Source organism: Mycobacterium sp. NGS16 (assembly GCF_059813225.1).
In genome coordinates, this window is record NZ_JCALEE010000001.1 from 49,908 (window position 1) to 68,164 (window position 18,257).

The following is an 18,257-nucleotide window of genomic DNA, read 5'->3' on the forward strand; positions in this document are numbered from 1 at the left end:
CCACCGGGGTATCGGTGGCAAGCACAGTAGCCGTGGTTCCGGCCGCGGGCTCGGGTGTGCGGCTGGGGGCCGACGTCCCGAAAGCATTCGTTCTGCTCGGCGGGCAGACTTTGGTCGAGCGCGCCGTGGCGGGTCTGCGGGAATCCGGTGTCGTCGACCAGGTGGTCGTCGCGGTCCCCCCCGATCGGACCGATGAGGCGAAACTGATCCTCGGCGGCTCGGCCACCGTGGTCGCCGGGGGCGCGAACCGCGACGATTCGGTCCGGCTTGCGCTGGAGAACGCCGGCGAAGCCGATTTCGTCTTGGTCCACGACGCCGCACGTCCGTTGACCCCGCCGGACCTGGTGGTCCGCGTGGTCGAGGCGCTACGGGCCGGGCACCGCGCGGTGGTCCCGGCGCTGCCGGTCCCCGACACCATCAAGGCGGTCGACGCCAACGGGGTGGTGCTGGGCACACCGGAGCGCGCCGGCCTGCGGGCGGTGCAGACGCCGCAGGGGTTCGCCGCCGACCTGCTGCGGCGTGCCTATCAGCAGGCTGGAGGCGGAATACAGTTCACCGACGACGCGTCGATGGTCGAGCACATCGGTGGCCAGGTTCAGATCGTGGACGGCGACCCGTTGGCCTTCAAGATCACCACCAAATTGGACGCGGTGCTCGCCGAGGCGGTGGTGAGCCGGTGACGGTGTTGCCGCGGGTGGGGCTGGGCACCGATGTGCATCCGATCGAGCCGGGGCGGCCCTGCTGGCTGCTTGGGCTGCTTTTCCCCGACGCCGACGGCTGCGCCGGGCACTCCGACGGCGACGTCGCCGTACACGCCCTGTGCGACGCGCTGCTGTCAGCGGCAGGGCTGGGGGACCTGGGCACGGTTTTCGGCGTCGACGATCCACGCTGGGCACGGGTAACCGGTGCTGTGATGCTCGGCCATGTGCGCGGCCTGCTCCACGACAGCGGCTTCACCATCGGCAATGCCGCGGTGCAGGTCATCGGGAACCGGCCGAAGGTCGGGCCGCGCCGCGGCGCGGCGCAGCAGCTGCTGTCCGGCCTGCTGGGTGCACCGGTGTCGGTGTCGGCGACCACCACCGACGGGCTGGGACTGACCGGCCGCGGCGAGGGCCTCGCCGCAGTCGCTACCGCACTGGTGGTACCGGGGTAGTTCGCGCCGCGGGCGCTAGCAGAGGCCGATGATGGCGAGGCCCAGGCACACGCCGCTCCCGGCAGCCTCGGTGCCGACACCCGCGCCGGCTTCGGCGACACCCGGCAGCACGTCGCCCAGTGAGTCCGTCAGCGGGGTCACATCAAGGTCGGGCAAATCGGTCGGCAGCGGCGCGTCGAGCGGCAAGTCGCTGGGGACCGAGCTGGCCAACGCGTCGGTAGTCGTCCCCGCGAGATCCCCAGCATCGAAGTTGGGGGTCAGATCCAGATTGGACAGGTCCGAGGCAACCGACGACGGCAGACCCAAAGCGTCGGTCGCCGCGGCCGAACCGGGCAGATCGGTGGCCGCCGCCGAACCGGCCAGATCTGAAGCCGCGGCCGCAGCGGCTTGCGCGCCGGTGCTCGGAGCGGCACCGAGACCGCCCAAGCCCGACAACAGCATCGGTGCGCCCAACATCGGCACATACATCGCCATCATCGGGGCCATCATCGCCATCGAGGTGCCGATGGAGGCACCCATCGAGTTCATCCCGCCTGCAGCGGCCGGCGCGGCCGCCACACCGTCGTCACCCGGGTGTGCCGGTTCCTCCTCGGCCGGCCGTGCCGTGCCGTCGGGATTCGCCGCGCCCTCGTTGCCCGGATGTGCCGTGCCCGCAGCGCCCGGGTTCGCGATGCCGCCGACCGGACCTATCGCCCCGGCATCGGCCGGACCTGCACTGCCCGGGCCGGCCGGCTGAACGGCCCCGGCCAGGTTCGCCCCAGGCGCAGGCTGGGTCGAAACCTGCCCGCCGTGGTCGTTTGGCTCATCGGCGTATGCCGTTGCTGCTGAGGCTATTGCGGCCACAGCCAGGATGGTCCCGGAGGCTGCCGCCAGAAGTCTGGTCACTTTGGCAATATATGCGACCGGTGCGCACCTGTCCACACATGTGGCAAGAGGTGTCCGCGCCTGGTAATTGCCTGATAGAGCCGGGTTCGTCGATCGCGGAGCAGCGGCCACGACGGCCGTGCCCTTCCCGCCCGGTAAGCTGGCCCGTCGTGACCGATCGCCCCAGCCTGCGGCTGCACGACACGGCAACCGGCGCCGTTCGTGACTTCGTTCCGCTGCGGCCCGGCCACGTGTCGATTTATCTGTGCGGTGCGACCGTGCAGGCCCCGCCGCATATCGGCCACATCCGCAGCGGTGTGGCGTTCGACGTGCTGCGCCGGTGGCTGACCGCACGCGGCTACGACGTCGCCTTCGTGCGCAACGTAACCGACATCGACGACAAGATCCTCAACAAGGCCGCTGCGGCGGGCCGGCCCTGGTGGGAGTGGGCCGCCACTCATGAGCGCGAGTTCACCGCCGCCTACGAGGCGCTGGGCGTGCTGCCGCCCTCGGCCGAGCCGCGCGCCACCGGGCACATCACCCAGATGGTCGAGCTGATCGAGCGGCTGATCGCCTCCGGCCACGCCTATACCGGTGGTGGCGACGTCTACTTCGACGTGCTCAGCTACCCCGAGTACGGCCAGCTGTCCGGTCACAAGATCGACGATGTGCACCAGGGCGAGGGGCTGGCCACCGGCAAACGCGACCCGCGGGACTTCACGCTGTGGAAAGGCGCCAAACCTGGTGAACCCAGCTGGCCGACGCCGTGGGGCCCCGGCCGCCCGGGCTGGCATCTGGAGTGTTCGGCGATGGCCCGGTCCTACCTCGGTCCCGAGTTCGACATTCACTGCGGTGGAATGGATCTCATCTTCCCCCACCATGAGAACGAGATCGCCCAGAGCCGCGCCGCCGGTGACGGGTTCGCCAACTACTGGCTGCACAACGGCTGGGTCACCTTGGGTGGCGAGAAGATGAGCAAGTCGCTGGGCAATGTGCTGTCAATATCGGCGGTACTGCAACGGGTCCGGCCCGCCGAACTGCGCTACTACCTCGGTAGCGCGCACTACCGTTCGATGCTGGAGTTCTCCGAGACCGCCCTGCAGGACGCCGTCAACGCCTACGTCGGTATCGAGGACTTTCTGCACCGGGTGTGTAGCCGAGTGGGTGCGGTGCTGCCCGGTGACTGGACGCCCCGGTTCGCCGCCGCACTCGACGACGACCTGTCGGTGCCGATCGCTCTGGCCGAGGTACATCGAACCCGCGCGGAGGGCAACCGCGCCCTCGACGCCGGCGATCACGACGGCGCGCTGGCCGCCGCCGGCGCCATCCGGGCGATGATGGGCGTGTTGGGCTGCGACCCCCTCGACGAACGCTGGGAATCGCGCGACGAGACGTCGGCGGCGCTGGCGGCGGTCGACGTGCTGGTGCGTGCGGAACTGCAACGCCGCGAAACTGCTCGCGCCGAACGGGATTGGCAGCTGGCCGACGAGATCCGCGGCAGGCTCAAAGACGCCGGCATCGACGTCACCGACACCGGCGACGGCCCGCAGTGGTCGCTGATGGTGGACGGGGCGGGCTAGATGGCCGGCAACTCCAAGCGCAAGGGCGCGGTACGCAAACCCGGGACCAAGAAGGGCCCCACCGTCGGCTCCGGCGGTCAACGCCGCCGCGGGCTCGAGGGCCGTGGTGCCACCCCGCCCGCACACAAGCGGGAGTACCACCCGGCCGCAAAAGCCGCCAAGCGCGCCGCTAAGCAGCGGGCCTACCGGGCCAGCAAGCGCACCGACGAAACTGAAACCGTACTGGGCCGCAACCCGGTGCTGGAATGCCTGCGGGCCGGGATCCCGGCCACCGCGCTGTATGTGGCGCTCGGCGCCGAAGCAGACGAGCGCTTGACCGAATCCGTCACCCGGGCAGCAGATTCGGGGTTGCCCATCTTGGAGGTCCCCCGGTCGGACCTGGACAAGATGACCACCAACGGCCTGCACCAGGGCATCGCCTTGCAGGTTCCGCCGTACAACTACGCCCATCCCGACGACCTGCTCGCCGCCGCGCGCGAAGATGTCGCGCCTGCGCTGCTGGTCGCGCTGGACAACATCTCTGATCCGCGCAACCTCGGGGCAATCGTGCGGTCGGTGGCGGCATTCGGCGGGCACGGCGTCCTCATCCCGCAGCGTCGCTCCGCGTCGGTCACCGCGGTGGCCTGGCGTACCAGTGCCGGTGCAGCAGCGCGTATTCCGGTCGCACGCGCCTCCAATCTGAACCAAACCCTCAAGGCGTGGGCCGATCGCGGTCTGCAGGTGGTCGGTTTGGACGCCGGCGGCGACACCGTGGTCGACGACTTGGATGGCGCCGGCCCGATGGTGCTGGTTGTCGGCTCCGAGGGCAAGGGCCTGTCCCGGCTGGTCCGGCAGAACTGCGATGCGATCGTGTCGATTCCGATGGCCGGGCCGACCGAGTCGCTCAACGCGTCGGTGGCCGCCGGGGTGGTGCTGGCCGAGATCGCGCGTCAACGGCGGTGATCCGCTGGGCCGCTGCTGCGGTGACGGCGGTGGCGGTTGCGACAACGGTGTCAGCCGCGCACGCCTCGCCGGAACTGTTCGATGTGCAGGCGCACCGCGGCGGCCGGGGCGAAGCCACCGAGAATTCACTGCGCGCCTTCGCCAACGCCCTTGAAACAGGTGTCAGCACATTGGAATTGGATATCGTGCTGACCAGGGACGCGCAGCCGCTGGTCTGGCACGATGCGGTGATCGAGGCCTCCAAGTGCGCCGACACCGGCCCTGCCGTTGCCGGCGATCCGCAGTACCCGTATGTGGGCAAGCGGGTGGGCGACCTCAGCTTGGCGCAAGTTCGCACCCTGGACTGCGGCCGGCTGCTGCCGCAGTTCCCCGAAGCAGAAGCGGTGCCCGGCAACGTGATCGCGACCCTGCCGCAGGTATTCGCGCTGGTCGACTCGTACCACGCCGAAGTGCGGTACAACATCGAGACGAAGGTCGATGCCGAGAGCCCACAACAGCTCGTCGATGTCGTGCTGGCGGCGGTGCGGGCCGGCGGCAAGCTGGATGTCGTCGCGATCCAGAGCTTCGACTGGCGTGCCCTGCCGCTGGTGCGCGCCGCTGCGCCCGCGATTCCCCTTGTCGCGCTATGGGAACACGGATCGGATCCGATCGCCGGGGCGGTGGCGGCCGGCGCTGATACCGTGTCCCCGGTCTACTCGGTGGTGGATCGGGCATTCGTCGAGCGGGCACACCGGGCGGGGCTCAAGGTGATCCCGTGGACGGTCAACGACGTTGAGACCATGCGCGCGCTGATCGACTCGGGCGTCGAGGGTCTCATCACCGACTACCCGGCAAGGCTGCGTGCCGTCATGGCCGAACTCGGCATGCCGCTGCCGCCGGCCTATCGGCCAGGCTAGGCGCCCAACAGCCGGGCGCCGGCCCACAAGGCCAGCACCGCCGCCGCCAGCGACACGGGAACCGTGCACAAGCCCAGCCGGGTGTACTCGCCGACGCCGGCCGGAACCCGATACCTGCGCAGCACCCGGCGCCACAGCAGGTTCGACAGCGAGCCGGCGTAGGTCAGGTTGGGTCCGATGTTGACCCCGATCAACACGGCCAGCACCGGCACCGGGCCGGCCGGTGCCACCAGCGGCGTCAGCACCAGCGTGGCGGGCAGATTGTTGACCACATTGGCCAACACCGCGGCCACCGCCGCGATACCCAACAGCGCCACCAGCCCCGAGCCTGCCGGCAACACGGTGCTCATCCGGTCACCGAGCCCGTTGTCGACCACAGCGCGCACCACCACGCCCAAGGCCAGCACGAACACCAGGAAACCCACATTGGCGGCCCGCAGGATGCCGGCCGGGGTGCTGCGCCGCAGCGCCAAACCGCGTACGGCCAACACGACTGCCCCGGCGACGGCCGCCCACGCCGGGGCGGCACCGAACGTCTCGGCGACCACGAAACCGGCCAGCGTCAGGCCCAGCACCACCAGTACGAACACCGGTACCGGCGGCGGCGGGCCGGCGTGGCGGTGCTCCGGTGCCGCGCGCAGGTCGGCGCGGAAGAACCACCGGAAGATCAGGTAGACCACCGCCGTCGCGGCCAGCCACGGTGCCGCCATGAGCGCGGTGAACCTCACGAAGGACAAGCCGGCCTCGTGGAACGCCAGCAGGTTGGTCAAGTTGGACACCGGCAGCAGCAGCGACGCGGTGTTGGCCAGGTGCGCGGTCGCATACGCGTGCGGGCGCATCGGTGCCTGCCGCCGGCGGGCCATCATCAGCACCACCGGGGTCAGCAGCACCACCGTGGCGTCCAGGCTCAGCACCGCGGTCAGACCGGCAGCGATGACAAAGACCCGGCGCAGCAGATGGTGCGGCGGCCCGATGTCGGCGCGTGCCATGGCCGCGCCGGCGGCCTCGAACAGGCCCTCGTCGTCGCAGAGCTGCGCCAGCACCAGCACGGCACCCAGGAACGCGACGACACGCAGCAGGGTGGCCGCTTCGGCGGCCGCGTCGTGCACCGAGATCGCGCCGGTCGCAACCAGGACGGCAGCGGCCGGCACCGCCGCGAACACCTCGGGCCAGCCGCGGGGCCGGGCCACCGCGAAGCCCAGCACCACGGCGAGCAGCAGCAGCGCAAGGGCCGGCTTCAGGTCCACGGGTCTTCGCGCTGCCACACCGTGGGCAGGTGCAGGGCGACGCCGTCAGTCTCGGCCAACTCGCTGAGAATCCGCATCGAGACATCCAAGTCATCGCCGGCATACGGTAAGGCGCGCAACGGCTTTGACAGCGGCCGGAAGAAGTCGTCCCAGTGGGTCAACACCACAGTCTTGGCGCCGACCGCGCGCACCGTCTCCGACCAGTAGTCCACCAGGTAGCGGCGGGGCTGCAAACCGAGCTGGCCCACACCCAGATACACCACCTCTGCGCGCTGCCGGGCCAGTGCGCCGGGGATGAAGCCGGCGCTGCCGACGATCAACAGGCTTCGGCCGGTGGGCCGGTGCGAAACCAGCACCGACCACGCCTCACCGCACTTGTACGCCCCAGTCGGCGCCGGCGGTGTGACCGGTGCGGTGATCCGTCCGGGATAGCGGTCCGGCGGGCAATGCCGTGACTCGAGCAGGGTGACGTCGTAGGAGCCCAACGTGAGCGGCCGGCCCGGGGTGGCGATGACGAGACGGTCTTCGGCCAGGCCATGGCCGCGTCCGACGTTGGCTGCCGACTCCCCGCCGACCAACACCGCGCCGGTGCGGTCGGCGACCACCGCCGAATCCAGCACGTGGTCGAAGTGGGTGTGGACCGCGATGACCGCCGCCAGCTGCTGCACGCCGACGCGGGCCAGGCAGCCGTCGATGCGGGCCGGCGACGGCGCCAGCTTGCCGAGCGCCACCCGAAACAGGCCCGGCCGGGAGAAGAAGCCGTCGGTCATCAACGCCGATGACCCGTCGTCGATCAGCATGCTGGACACCCCGAGCCACGTCACCGACAACGGTGTATCCGGGGCCGCGGCCGGGACGGTGAACCGGTGCGCATACCCGCCGAGGTCGGGGCGGCCGGGCTTGAGGCGCATCGGGGCGTCGGGTTAGACCTTGGGGCTGTCGTCGTCGCCGATCAGCAACCGGACCGCCAGATCCAGCCGGGTGCTGAAGTCGGTGGCCGACGCCCGCCGGGTCAGCCAGGCGAGCAGGTTGGACAACCAGACATCCGAGATCACCCGCGAGATGTGGTACTGCTCCTCGGTCGGTTCGCCGTCGCTCATCGCCCCGGCGAACATCGAGTCGATCAGTTTCTGGACGTGGTCGACCTCACCGGCCGCCGACGCGTCGGCGAAGACGTACGCCCGGGTCATGGCTTCGGTGAGCAGCGGGTTGCGCTGCATGGCGCGGTTGAGCTTGTTGACCACCAGGTTGAGCCGCTGGTGCCGGGTCATTTCGGCGTAGGTCGCCGGATCGGTCTTGGTCTCCACGCGGGCGATCTCCCGGCCCATCGCCGAGACCAGCAGGTGGACCTTCGACGGGAAGTACCGGTACAAGGTGCCGACGGCCACGTCGGCGCGGTCGGCCACCGCACGCATCTGCACCGCGTCATAGCCGCCCTTGGAGGCGATCGCCAGCGTCGCATCCAGGATGCGCTTGCGGCGTTCGCGCTGCGCCTCGGAGCCGAGGTCGGATTCGGTCAGCACAGCCACGCTGGTGACCTCGCGGGGCTGGGTGCTCGACCCGCGGGCTGGATTGCTGTCGGCTGGTGACGACATGTGGTGGGCAGCTCCTTTGATCGGCCTACTCGCCAGTAACGATACGCATCGCGCAGCTGAATCTCTCACTCCCAACACGCACAGGATGCGACATGTCCTGCCACAACGGTTCGACTTGACGCTCGGGCGCTGGCACTATTAGAACACGTTCTAGTGAGCGGGGTGGACTTCCTCACTCGCGAAGTTCAACACCGTTATAACCCCGAGGAGCCCAGGGTGTCCGTGACTATCAACGACGAACAGCTCGCCGCTCGCGAGCTGGTGCGCGACTGGGCCGCCGCAGCCGGCACCGCCGAGGCGATCCGTGCGGTCGAACAGGGCCAACCCGACGCCTGGAAGCCGGTTTTCGCTCGCCTGGCCGACCTGGGCCTGTTCGGGGTGGCCGTACCCGAGGAGTACGGCGGCGCCGGTGGCCGGCTCGAAGACCTGTGTGCGATGGTCGACGAGGCCGCCAGGGCACTGGTTCCGGGGCCGGTCGCGACCACCGCGCTGGCCACCCTGGTGGTCACCGATGCGCCGCTGGCCGAGGCTCTGGCCGGCGGCGAACGTGTCGCCGGGGTCGCGATCGACGCCGACCTGCACCTCGACGTCGCGGGCGCGCAGGTGTCCGGCACCGCCGAACGGGTGCTGGGTGCGACCGCCGACGGGCTGCTGGTGCTGCCGGCCGGCGAGAACTGGGTGCTGGTGGACGCCGGTGCCGACGGGGTGCAGGTCGAGCCGCTGACCGCCACCGACTTCTCCCGGCCGCTGGCGAAGGTGACATTGACCGCCGCGCCGGCAGTGGTGCTCGAGTCGGGCGGCCGGGTGGAGAACCTGGTAGTCACGGTGCTGTCCGCGGAGGCGGCCGGCGTCGCCCGCTGGGCGCTGGACACCGCGGTCGAGTACGCCAAGGTGCGCGAGCAATTCGGCAAGCCGATCGGCAGTTTCCAGGCCGTCAAGCACCTGTGTGCCGAGATGCTGTGTCGGGCCGACCAGGCGGCGGTGGCCGCCAGTGATGCCGCGCGCGCCGCCGCCGACTCTGACGACCAACAGTTCGCGATCGCGGCCGCGGTAGCCGCCGCCATCTGCATCGACGCCGCCAAGGCCAACGCCAAGGACTGCATCCAGGTGCTCGGCGGCATCGGCATCACCTGGGAGCACGACGCACACCTGTACCTGCGCCGGGCCTACGGGATCGGCCAGGCCCTGGGCGGATCGGAGCGCTGGCTGCGCCGCACCGCCGCGCTGACCCGGGCCGGGGTGCGGCGCCGGCTGGAGGTCGACCTCGGCCAGGACGATGCGATGTCCGACGTGCGGACCGAGATCGCCGCGGAGGTGGCCCGCATCGCGGCGCTGCCCCTGGAGCAGCGCCAGGTGGCGCTGGCCGAGTCGGGCCTGCTGGCGCCGCACTGGCCGGCGCCGTACGGACGTGCGGCCGGTCCCGCCGAGCAGCTGGTGATCGATCAGGAACTCGCTGCGGCCGGCGTCCAACGCCCCGACCTGGTGGTCGGCTGGTGGGCGGCGCCGACCATTCTCGAGCACGGCACGCCCGAGCAGATCGAGCGGTTCATCCCGGCCACCCTGACCGGCGAGGTGTTCTGGTGCCAGCTGTTCTCCGAGCCGGGCGCCGGCTCGGATCTGGCGGCGCTGCGCACCAAGGCGGTGAAGGTCGACGGCGGCTGGCGCCTGACCGGGCAGAAGGTGTGGACCTCGCGGGCCCACGATTCGCAGTGGGGCGTGTGCCTGGCCAGAACAGACGCCGAAGCGCCCAAACACAAAGGCATCACCTACTTCCTGGTCGACATGGCCGCCGAGGGCATCGACATCCGGCCGCTGCGGGAGATCACCGGGGAGGCCCTGTTCAACGAGGTCTTCCTCGACGACGTGTTCGTTCCCGACGAGCTGGTGGTCGGCGGCGTCAACGACGGCTGGCGGCTTGCCCGCACCACGCTGGCCAACGAACGGGTCGCGATCGCCGGCGGCACCGCGCTGGGCAACCCGATGGAAGAACTGCTGAAAACCCTGGCGGATCGGGAACCGGACACCGCCAGCCAGGACCGGCTGGCCCGGCTGATCATCGCCGCGCAGGCGGGCTCGCTGCTGGATCAACGCATCGCCCAGCTCGCCGTCGGCGGCCAGGACCCCGGCTCGGAGTCCTCGGTGCGCAAACTGATCGGGGTGCGCTACCGCCAGGAGCTGGCCGAGTACCGGATGGATCTGACCGACGGGGCCGGCGCTGTGGCCGGCCGCGAGGTGCACGACTTCCTCAACACCCGTTGCCTGTCGATCGCCGGTGGCACCGAGCAGATCCTGCTCACCTTGGCTGCCGAGCGGCTGCTGGGGCTGCCCCGGGGGTAGCTTTCGGTCGGCGCGGGTACCCACTCACCGAATCGCAGCCGACGAACGGAGGAGTGGGTGCCGGGCCGAATCGAGGTCGATGGCGTTACGCCGGTTGTGTCCTGCGGCAGGCATCCCGCCAAGGCGGTGGTCGGGGAGGTAGTGCCGGTCGCTGCCGACGTCTGGCGTGAGGGACACGAGGTCGTCGCGGCGACCCTGGCCGTGCGCTACCTGGGACCGGATTATCCGCAGCCGTCCGGTTCATGCGGCGGTCCCAGCCTCGCCTCTCCTCCCTCGAGGCTCGCCGAACCGCCGGGCATCCGCGCCGACAAGCAGACCCCCGTCGCCGTGGCGCCTCGGGCCAAACCGTTGCAGTTTCCGATGGCGACCGGTGCACAACCGTATGTGTTTCACGGCCAGTTCGTCCCGGACCGGGTCGGTTTGTGGGTGTTTCGGGTGGAGGGCTGGACCGATTCGATCCGCACCTGGCGCGATGCGGTGCTTGCCAAGCTGGACGTCGGGCAAGGCGAGGCCGAGCTGTCCAACGATCTGTTGAGCGGCGCGGAATTGTTCGCCCGTGCCGCCGCGGGGATGCCGGCCCGCGAGCGTGAGCCGTTGCTGGCGGCTGCTGCGGCGCTGCGCGAACCCGGCGACCCGGCAACCCGCTCGGCGCCGGCGTTGTCCGATGAGGTCTGCGAGCTGCTCGCCGCGCACCCCCTGCGTGACCAGCTCACTCGCGGCCAACAGTTTCACGTCTGGGTGGATCGACCGCTGGCCCGGTTCGGCGCCTGGTATGAGATGTTTCCCCGCTCCACCGGCGGGCGAGACGCCGCCGGCAATCCGGTGCACGGCACGCTCGCCACCGCGGCGGCGGCGTTACCGCGGATCGCCGAGATGGGATTCGATGTGGTGTATCTGCCGCCGATCCATCCGATCGGGAAGGTGCACCGAAAGGGCCGCAACAACAGCGCGGTCGCCGAACCGGGTGACGTCGGCTCGCCGTGGGCGATCGGCAGCGACGAAGGCGGTCATGACGCCGTGCATCCCGGGTTGGGCACGCTCGACGATTTCGACCGGTTCGTCGCCCGAGCAGGCGAACTCGGGTTAGAGGTCGCCCTGGATCTGGCGTTGCAGTGCGCTCCCGATCACCCGTGGGTCAACCAGCACCGCCAGTGGTTCACCGAGTTACCGGACGGGACGATCGCCTACGCGGAGAACCCGCCGAAGAAATATCAGGACATCTACCCGTTGAACTTCGACAACGACCCGGCCGGCTTGTATGCCGAGGTGCTGCGGGTGGTGCAGCACTGGATCAACCACGGGGTCAAGGTGTTTCGGGTCGACAATCCGCACACCAAACCGCCCGGCTTCTGGGCCTGGCTGATCGCGAAGATCAAGTCCGCCGATCCCGATGTATTGTTCTTGTCCGAGGCGTTCACTCCGCCGGTGCGCCAGTACGGCCTGGCCAAGCTCGGCTTCACCCAGTCCTACACCTACTTCACCTGGCGCACATCCAAGGCCGAACTGACCGAATTCGCCGAAGAGATCGCCGAGTTCGCTGATTTCCGCCGCCCGAATCTGTTCGTCAACACCCCCGACATCCTGCATGCCAGCCTGCAGCATCACGGCCCCGGCATGTTCGCGATCCGGGCGGTGCTGGCGGCGACGATGGGCCCCTCGTGGGGGGTGTACTCCGGCTATGAGTTGTTCGAACACCAGGCGCTGCACGAGGGAAGCGAAGAATACCTTCATTCGGAGAAGTACGAACTGCGGCCACGTGATTTCGCCGCCGCGATGCGCGAGGGCAGATCGTTGGAGCCGTTCATCGCCCGTCTCAACGCCATTCGCCGGCAACACCCCGCCCTGCAGCAACTGCGTACCTTGCGTTTTCATCACGTCGACAACGATGCGCTGCTGGCCTACAGCAAATTCGACCCGGTCACCGGCGACACCGTGCTGGTGGTGGTGACGCTCAACGCGTTCACTGCCGAGGAGGCGACATTATCGCTGGACCTGCCGGCGTTGGGGATGGAGCCCTACGAGCGGTTCTGGGTGCGCGACGAGATCAGCGGGGAGGAATACCAGTGGGGGCAGGACAATTACGTCCGACTCGAGCCGAGCCGGGCGGTCGCCCATATCGTCAATATGCCGGTGATTCATGCCGACGCGCGAGCCAGCCTGGTGCATCGGAGGTGAGGACTCGATGACACGAAGCAAGCACACGCCCAGCCGTGGGCCGGCGGTGAAACCCGAGGACGTCGACCGGTTGCTGTCCGGCGCGCATCACGATCCGCATGCGATCCTCGGTGCCCACGACGACGGTGAACGCACCGTGATCCGCACGCTGCGGCCGGGCGCGGAGGCCGCGACGGTCTGGGTGGGTGGCGACCGGGTGCCGATGCAACCCCTGGGTAACGGGTTGTTCGCCGCGACCTTGCCGTTCGCCGACCTGATCGACTACCGGCTGCAGATCGACTACCCCGGCGCCGCGGAACCCCAGATCGTCGCCGACGGATACCGCTTCCTGCCCACGCTGGGCGAGATCGACCTGCACCTGTTCGGCGAGGGCCGCCACGAACGGCTATGGGAGGTGCTCGGCGCCCATCCCCGCACGTTCACCACCCCGGACGGGACGGTGACCGGGGTGTCGTTCGCGGTGTGGGCGCCCAACGCCAAGGGGGTCGGTCTGATCAGTGACATCACCGGCTGGGACGGCATCGGTGCGCCGATGCGGGCACTGGGCTCCTCCGGTGTGTGGGAACTGTTTTGGCCGGGCTTCCCGATCGGTGGCCTGTACAAGTTCCGGGTCCACGGCGCCGACGATGTCGTCACCGAGCGGGCTGATCCGATGGCGTTCTCGGCCGAAACGCCGCCGCAGACCGCCTCCCGCGTGACCACCAGCGAGTACACCTGGACCGACGGCGACTGGATGAGCCGCCGCGCTGCCGGGAACCCGCTGTTCGAAGCGATGAGCATTTACGAAGTTCACCTCGGATCCTGGCGTCCCGGCCTGAGTTACCGGCAGCTCGCCGCCGAGCTGACCGAATACGTGGTGGCACAAGGGTTCACCCACGTCGAACTTCTTCCGGTCGCCGAGCATCCGTTCGGCGGGTCATGGGGCTATCAGGTCACCTCCTACTATGCGCCGACGGCCCGGTTCGGCACGCCCGACGACTTCCGTGCGCTGGTCGACGCGCTGCACGGCGCCGGCATCGGCGTCATCGTCGACTGGGTGCCGGCACACTTCCCGAAAGACGCCTGGGCGCTGGGCCGATTCGATGGCACCGCGCTGTATGAGCACGCCGATCCGCGCCGCGGCGAACAACTCGACTGGGGCACCTACGTGTTCGACTTCGGCCGCCCCGAGGTGCGTAATTTCCTGGTCGCCAACGCGCTGTACTGGCTCACCGAGTTCCACATCGACGGGCTACGCGTCGATGCGGTGGCGTCGATGCTTTACCTGGACTACTCGCGACCCGAGGGCGGCTGGACGCCCAACATCTACGGCGGCCGAGAGAACCTGGAGGCGGTGCAGTTCCTGCAGGAGATGAACGCCACCGCACACAAGTCGGCGCCCGGTATCGCCACCATCGCCGAGGAATCGACCTCATGGCCGGGAGTTTCCCGGCCGACCAGCCTTGGCGGCCTGGGCTTTTCGATGAAGTGGAACATGGGCTGGATGCACGACACCCTCGCCTATCTCGGGCATGACCCGGTGCACCGCTCCTACCACCACCACGAGATGACCTTCTCAATGCTCTACGCCTACAGCGAGAACTTCGTGCTGCCGATCAGCCACGACGAAGTGGTACACGGCAAGGGCACGCTATGGAGCCGTATGCCCGGCGACGATCACGCCAAGGCCGCCGGGGTACGCACTCTGCTGGCCTACCAGTGGGCCCACCCCGGCAAGCAGCTGCTGTTCATGGGCCAGGAGTTCGGTCAGCGCGCGGAATGGTCCGAGGAGCGCGGATTGGACTGGTTCCAGCTCGAAGGCGAGGCGGCCGGATTCTCCGCCGGAATCCTGCGCCTGACACGCGATCTCAACACCGTCTACCGTGAACACCCCGCATTGTGGAGCCAAGACATCAGCCCGGCCGGCTATTCCTGGATCGACGCCAACGACTCGGCCAACAACGTACTGAGCTTCCTGCGTTACGGGGCGGACGGCTCCGCGCTGGCCGCGGTGTTCAACTTCTCCGGGGTGGCGCACACCGGCTACCACCTCGGCCTGCCGTTCGTCGGCCGGTGGCGCGAGCTACTCAACACCGATGCCGTCGACTACTGCGGCGGCGGCGCCGGCAACCTCGGTGGCGTGGACGCCGTGGACGAACCCCGCCACGGCCGGCCGGCCTCCGCGGTGCTGGTTCTGCCCCCGCTCTCGGCGCTGTGGCTGGAACCCACTGTCACGCCGGGCTGATGGGCGTGACCCGCTTCGCCCGGCTCCGCCGCGCTCGCGATCACGCCGGGCTGATGGGCGTGACCCGCTTCGCCCGGCTCCGCCGCGCTCGCGATCACGCCGTGAGCTGGGTCAGTGCTCGCAGCGGAATCGGCAGCCACGCCGGCCGGTGCCGGGCTTCATAGCCGGCCTCATAGACCGCCTTGTCGAGTTCGTAGGCGGCCAGCAGCGCGGCGTAATCACGAGGGTCGGAACCGGATTCCGCGCCGTAGCCTTCGCAGAAGGCGCTGCGACAGCGGTCCAGCCATTCGCGGGCGCGGGTGGCCAGTTGCCGGTCTTGCCCGTCCCGCGACAGGTCGGCCAATTTCCCGTATGCGGCGTACTCATAGGAGCGCAGCACCCCCGCGACGTCCCGCAGCGGTGAATCCGGGTGGCGGCGCTCCGCCAACGGTGCACCCGGTTCGCCCTCGAAATCGATGAGCAGCCAACCGTTCGGGGTGCGCAGCACCTGGCCCAGATGCAGATCGCCGTGAACTCGCTGCACGGTGATCTTCTCCCCAGCCAGCTCCTGAAATCGCGCTTCGATGGCGGCCACGTGCGGGCGCACTTCCGGCACCGTCGCCGCCGTCGCGGTCAACCGAGACAGCAGAGCCTGCGCCGGGAAGACCGCTTCGGATGTCCCCAGACTGTCAGCGAGGGCGCGGTGCACCGAGGCGACGGCTTCCCCGAGTCGATAAGACTCGCCGGCGAAGTCGCCACCGACTTCGTGGGCGTACAGGTCGGCTTCGGCGAACAGGTCACGCACGCTGGCCGTTGCCATCGCCCAACCCTCGGCCGAGTTCGCCGCGTATTCGCTGACCATCCCCAGCGCGTAGGGCGCCGCGCGGGAGTCGCCGGGCAACTCGATCTGATAGGAGCCCAACAGTCGCGGTACGTGCGGATTGCCGGCCTGGCCCAGCGCCGAGTTCAACTCGATGTCGGGATTGATGCCTTCTTTGAGCCGGCGGAACACCTTGAGGACCACTTCCTCCTCGATGATCACGCTGGTGTTGCTCTGCTCGGCTTCCGATACCCGAGAATCCGCCCGGGCCGGCAGCGACACCCCTGCCTCCGGTGTGAAGCTGACGTCGCCGCGTTCGGCCGACGAATCGATCAGCGACAACAATGCCTGGACTGCCCCAGCGTCATACAGCGCGTCGTAGGCGGTGTGCCCACGGTGAGTTCCGATCGTCGCGATCTGGGCGTATTCCGGGGGCAGGTCGACATCCCAGCTGACCAGCACCTGGTAGCGCTCGGTGGGGCCTTCGGTGTAGGCGACGTCGATCAGCACCAGATCCAGCCCGTCACCCAACTCCACCACCAGGGTGGGGTCTGCGCCGGCCAGCTGCCGGTTACGCCCTGCGTACCAGCGTCGGGTCGGCAGCCATTCCGCCCACGGCAGGCCCGCTGGGTCGCCGGTGTCACGAGTCATGACATCTCCTCCTTTGGCCCGCACAGTTGAAACCAGTAGAAGCCGTGGCCGGGCAGGGTGAGCAGGTAGGGGAGCTTTCCGATCCGCGGAAACTCCACTGACCCAGTCAATTCCACCGGCGTGTGGCCATCCCAGTGCTGCAGATTCAGCTCGATGGGCTGGGGAAACCGCGACAGGTTGTTGACGCATAGGACCGTATTCCCGTCGTCACCCGGAATCTCCCGCACGTAGGCCAGCACCGACGGATTGGAGCCGCCCAGTTCGCGGAACTCGCCGAGGGCGAAGGCGTCGTACCGGCGCCGAACGGCGAGCATGGTGCGGGTCCAGTTGAGCAGAGACGTCGAAGTGTCGCGTTGTGCTTCGACATTGACCGACTGATGGCCGTAGACGGCGTCCTGAATGGGGGGCAGGTAGAGCCGGCCCGGATTCGCGGTGGAGAAACCGGCGTTGCGGTCGGGTGTCCACTGCATCGGGGTGCGCACCGCGTCGCGGTCACCCAGCCAGATGATGTCACCCATGCCGATCTCGTCACCGTAGTAGAGAATCGGCGAGCCGGGTAACGACAGCAACAGTGCGGTGAACAACTCGATCTGGTTGCGGTCCTTGTCCAGCAGCGGGGCCAGCCGGCGCCGAATCCCCACATTCGCCTTCATCCGCGGATCTTTCGCGTATTCGGCGTACATGTAGTCGCGCTCGTCGTCGGTGACCATCTCCAGCGTCAGCTCGTCGTGGTTGCGCAGGAAGATGCCCCACTGCGCCAGCTGGGGGATTGGTGGCGTCTGCGCCATGATCTCCGAAATCGGGAAGCGCGACTCGCGGCGTACCGCCATGAAAATGCGTGGCATCAACGGGAAGTGAAATGCCATGTGGCACTCGTCCCCCCCGGTCGCGGGATCGCCGAAATACTCGACGACGTCGGTGGGCCATTGATTGGCCTCGGCCAGCAGCACCCGGCCCGGGAACTCGTCGTCGACGACCTTGCGGCAGCGTTTGAGGAAATCGTGTGTCTCGGGAAGGTTTTCGCAGTTGGTTCCTTCTCGCTCGAACAGGTAGGGCACCGCGTCCAACCGAAAACCGTCGATGCCCAGGTTCAGCCAGAACCGAAGCACGTCGAGCATCGCTTCCTGGACCGCGGGATTCTCGTAGTTCAGGTCGGGCTGATGCGAGAAGAACCGGTGCCAGTAGAACTGCCGGCGGACCGGATCGAACGTCCAGTTGGACTCCTCGGTGTCGACGAAGATGATCCGGGCTCCGGCGTAGCGCTCGCTGGTATCGCTCCACACGTAGTAGTCGCCGTAGGGACCCTCCGGGTCATGGCGCGACTGCTGAAACCAGGGATGGCTGTCGGAGGTGTGGTTCATCACCAGATCAGTGATGATCCGGATGCCGCGCCGGTGTGCGGCGTCGACCAGTTCGACGAAATCGTCGACCGTACCGAACTCCGGCAGCACTTTGTAGAAGTCCCGGATGTCGTAGCCGCCATCGCGCAGCGGCGAATCGTAGAACGGCGGCAGCCACAGGCAATCGACGCCGAGCCACTGCAGGTAGTCCAGTCGCTCGGTCAGGCCGCGCAGGTCACCGATGCCGTCCCCGTTGGAGTCGTAGAAGGCCCGGACCAGCACCTCATAGAACACCGCACGCTTGAACCAGACCGGGTCCGCCGGCGGGGCCGCGGCGTCGCCGAAGTCGTCGGCGGTGGGGTGCTCCACGACGCCGTCCTCGACATGGCTACCCGCTGCGGGGTCTGGGAGGTCTTGACCAAACTCGTCGTCAACGTCGGCGGCCATGTCTCGA

14 protein-coding genes are annotated in these 18,257 nt (G+C 68.7%); 8 read left to right on the top strand and 6 right to left on the bottom strand.

The annotated features are described in order from the left end of the window. Positions 1 to 14 precede the first annotated feature (14 nt). Both ispD and ispF read left to right on the top strand, forming a co-directional pair. On the top strand, positions 15 to 680 hold the full coding sequence (gene ispD / locus AC5Y4Q_RS00240) for a 2-C-methyl-D-erythritol 4-phosphate cytidylyltransferase (protein ID WP_064924360.1): 666 nt from the start codon (positions 15 to 17) through the stop codon (positions 678 to 680). Further along, positions 677 to 1,153, top strand: a complete 477-nt coding sequence (gene ispF / locus AC5Y4Q_RS00245; protein ID WP_125224912.1) for a 2-C-methyl-D-erythritol 2,4-cyclodiphosphate synthase — start codon at positions 677 to 679, stop codon at positions 1,151 to 1,153. Before ispD ends, ispF begins: the two co-directional genes overlap by 4 nt. 15 nt (positions 1,154 to 1,168) lie before the next feature. On the opposite strand, the gene AC5Y4Q_RS00250 is transcribed toward ispF, so the two are convergent. After that, the gene (locus AC5Y4Q_RS00250) at positions 1,169 to 2,038 is read right to left on the bottom strand and encodes a hypothetical protein (protein ID WP_125224913.1); all 870 of its coding nucleotides are present in this window, start codon (positions 2,036 to 2,038) and stop codon (positions 1,169 to 1,171) included. Positions 2,039 to 2,187: 149 nt separating this feature from the next. Between AC5Y4Q_RS00250 and cysS the strand changes: the two genes are divergently transcribed. From cysS to AC5Y4Q_RS00265, 3 genes are read left to right on the top strand one after another with little or no spacing between them, the layout of a single operon-like run. Further along, positions 2,188 to 3,597 (top strand): cysteine--tRNA ligase, encoded by a 1,410-nt coding sequence (gene cysS / locus AC5Y4Q_RS00255; protein ID WP_064924363.1) that lies wholly within the window; start codon positions 2,188 to 2,190, stop codon positions 3,595 to 3,597. Next, entirely contained in the window at positions 3,598 to 4,539 is a 942-nt protein-coding gene (gene rlmB / locus AC5Y4Q_RS00260) for a 23S rRNA (guanosine(2251)-2'-O)-methyltransferase RlmB (RefSeq protein WP_064924364.1), read from the top strand. Beyond that, complete coding sequence (locus tag AC5Y4Q_RS00265) at positions 4,536 to 5,435, top strand: glycerophosphodiester phosphodiesterase (RefSeq protein ID WP_125224914.1); 900 nt, start codon at positions 4,536 to 4,538, stop codon at positions 5,433 to 5,435. The genes rlmB and AC5Y4Q_RS00265 overlap by 4 nt, the downstream gene beginning before the upstream one ends. Here the strand turns inward: AC5Y4Q_RS00265 and AC5Y4Q_RS00270 are convergent. The 3 genes from AC5Y4Q_RS00270 to kstR are packed head-to-tail and all read right to left on the bottom strand — an operon-like array spanning position 5,432 to position 8,211. Continuing rightward, positions 5,432 to 6,676, bottom strand: coding sequence for an SLC13 family permease (locus AC5Y4Q_RS00270; RefSeq protein ID WP_125224935.1), 1,245 nt, complete (start codon positions 6,674 to 6,676; stop codon positions 5,432 to 5,434). The genes AC5Y4Q_RS00265 and AC5Y4Q_RS00270 overlap by 4 nt on opposite strands. Beyond that, positions 6,673 to 7,593, bottom strand: coding sequence for an MBL fold metallo-hydrolase (locus tag AC5Y4Q_RS00275; RefSeq protein WP_125224915.1), 921 nt, complete (start codon positions 7,591 to 7,593; stop codon positions 6,673 to 6,675). The genes AC5Y4Q_RS00270 and AC5Y4Q_RS00275 overlap by 4 nt, the downstream gene beginning before the upstream one ends. 12 nt (positions 7,594 to 7,605) lie before the next feature. Further along, the gene (gene kstR / locus AC5Y4Q_RS00280; RefSeq protein WP_499958270.1) at positions 7,606 to 8,211 is read right to left on the bottom strand and encodes a cholesterol catabolism transcriptional regulator KstR; all 606 of its coding nucleotides are present in this window, start codon (positions 8,209 to 8,211) and stop codon (positions 7,606 to 7,608) included. A gap of 282 nt (positions 8,212 to 8,493) precedes the next feature. Here kstR and AC5Y4Q_RS00285 point away from each other — a divergent pair, with 282 nt between their 5' ends. From AC5Y4Q_RS00285 to glgB, 3 genes are read left to right on the top strand one after another with little or no spacing between them, the layout of a single operon-like run. Next, positions 8,494 to 10,614, top strand: a complete 2,121-nt coding sequence (locus AC5Y4Q_RS00285; RefSeq protein WP_064923840.1) for an acyl-CoA dehydrogenase family protein — start codon at positions 8,494 to 8,496, stop codon at positions 10,612 to 10,614. A 57-nt stretch (positions 10,615 to 10,671) separates the two neighbouring features. Next, positions 10,672 to 12,789, top strand: coding sequence for an alpha-1,4-glucan--maltose-1-phosphate maltosyltransferase (locus AC5Y4Q_RS00290; RefSeq protein WP_125224916.1), 2,118 nt, complete (start codon positions 10,672 to 10,674; stop codon positions 12,787 to 12,789). A 7-nt stretch (positions 12,790 to 12,796) separates the two neighbouring features. Next, positions 12,797 to 15,013: a 1,4-alpha-glucan branching protein GlgB gene (gene glgB, locus AC5Y4Q_RS00295; RefSeq protein WP_125224917.1), complete on the top strand. Its 2,217-nt coding sequence runs from the start codon at positions 12,797 to 12,799 to the stop codon at positions 15,011 to 15,013. A 94-nt stretch (positions 15,014 to 15,107) separates the two neighbouring features. Here the strand turns inward: glgB and AC5Y4Q_RS00300 are convergent, their stop codons facing one another. Together AC5Y4Q_RS00300 and treS are read right to left on the bottom strand one after the other, a co-directional pair. Beyond that, positions 15,108 to 16,463, bottom strand: coding sequence for a maltokinase N-terminal cap-like domain-containing protein (locus AC5Y4Q_RS00300; protein WP_065019337.1), 1,356 nt, complete (start codon positions 16,461 to 16,463; stop codon positions 15,108 to 15,110). After that, on the bottom strand, positions 16,460 to 18,250 hold the full coding sequence (treS, locus tag AC5Y4Q_RS00305) for a maltose alpha-D-glucosyltransferase (RefSeq protein WP_064923837.1): 1,791 nt from the start codon (positions 18,248 to 18,250) through the stop codon (positions 16,460 to 16,462). Before treS ends, AC5Y4Q_RS00300 begins: the two co-directional genes overlap by 4 nt. Positions 18,251 to 18,257: the final 7 nt, after the last annotated feature.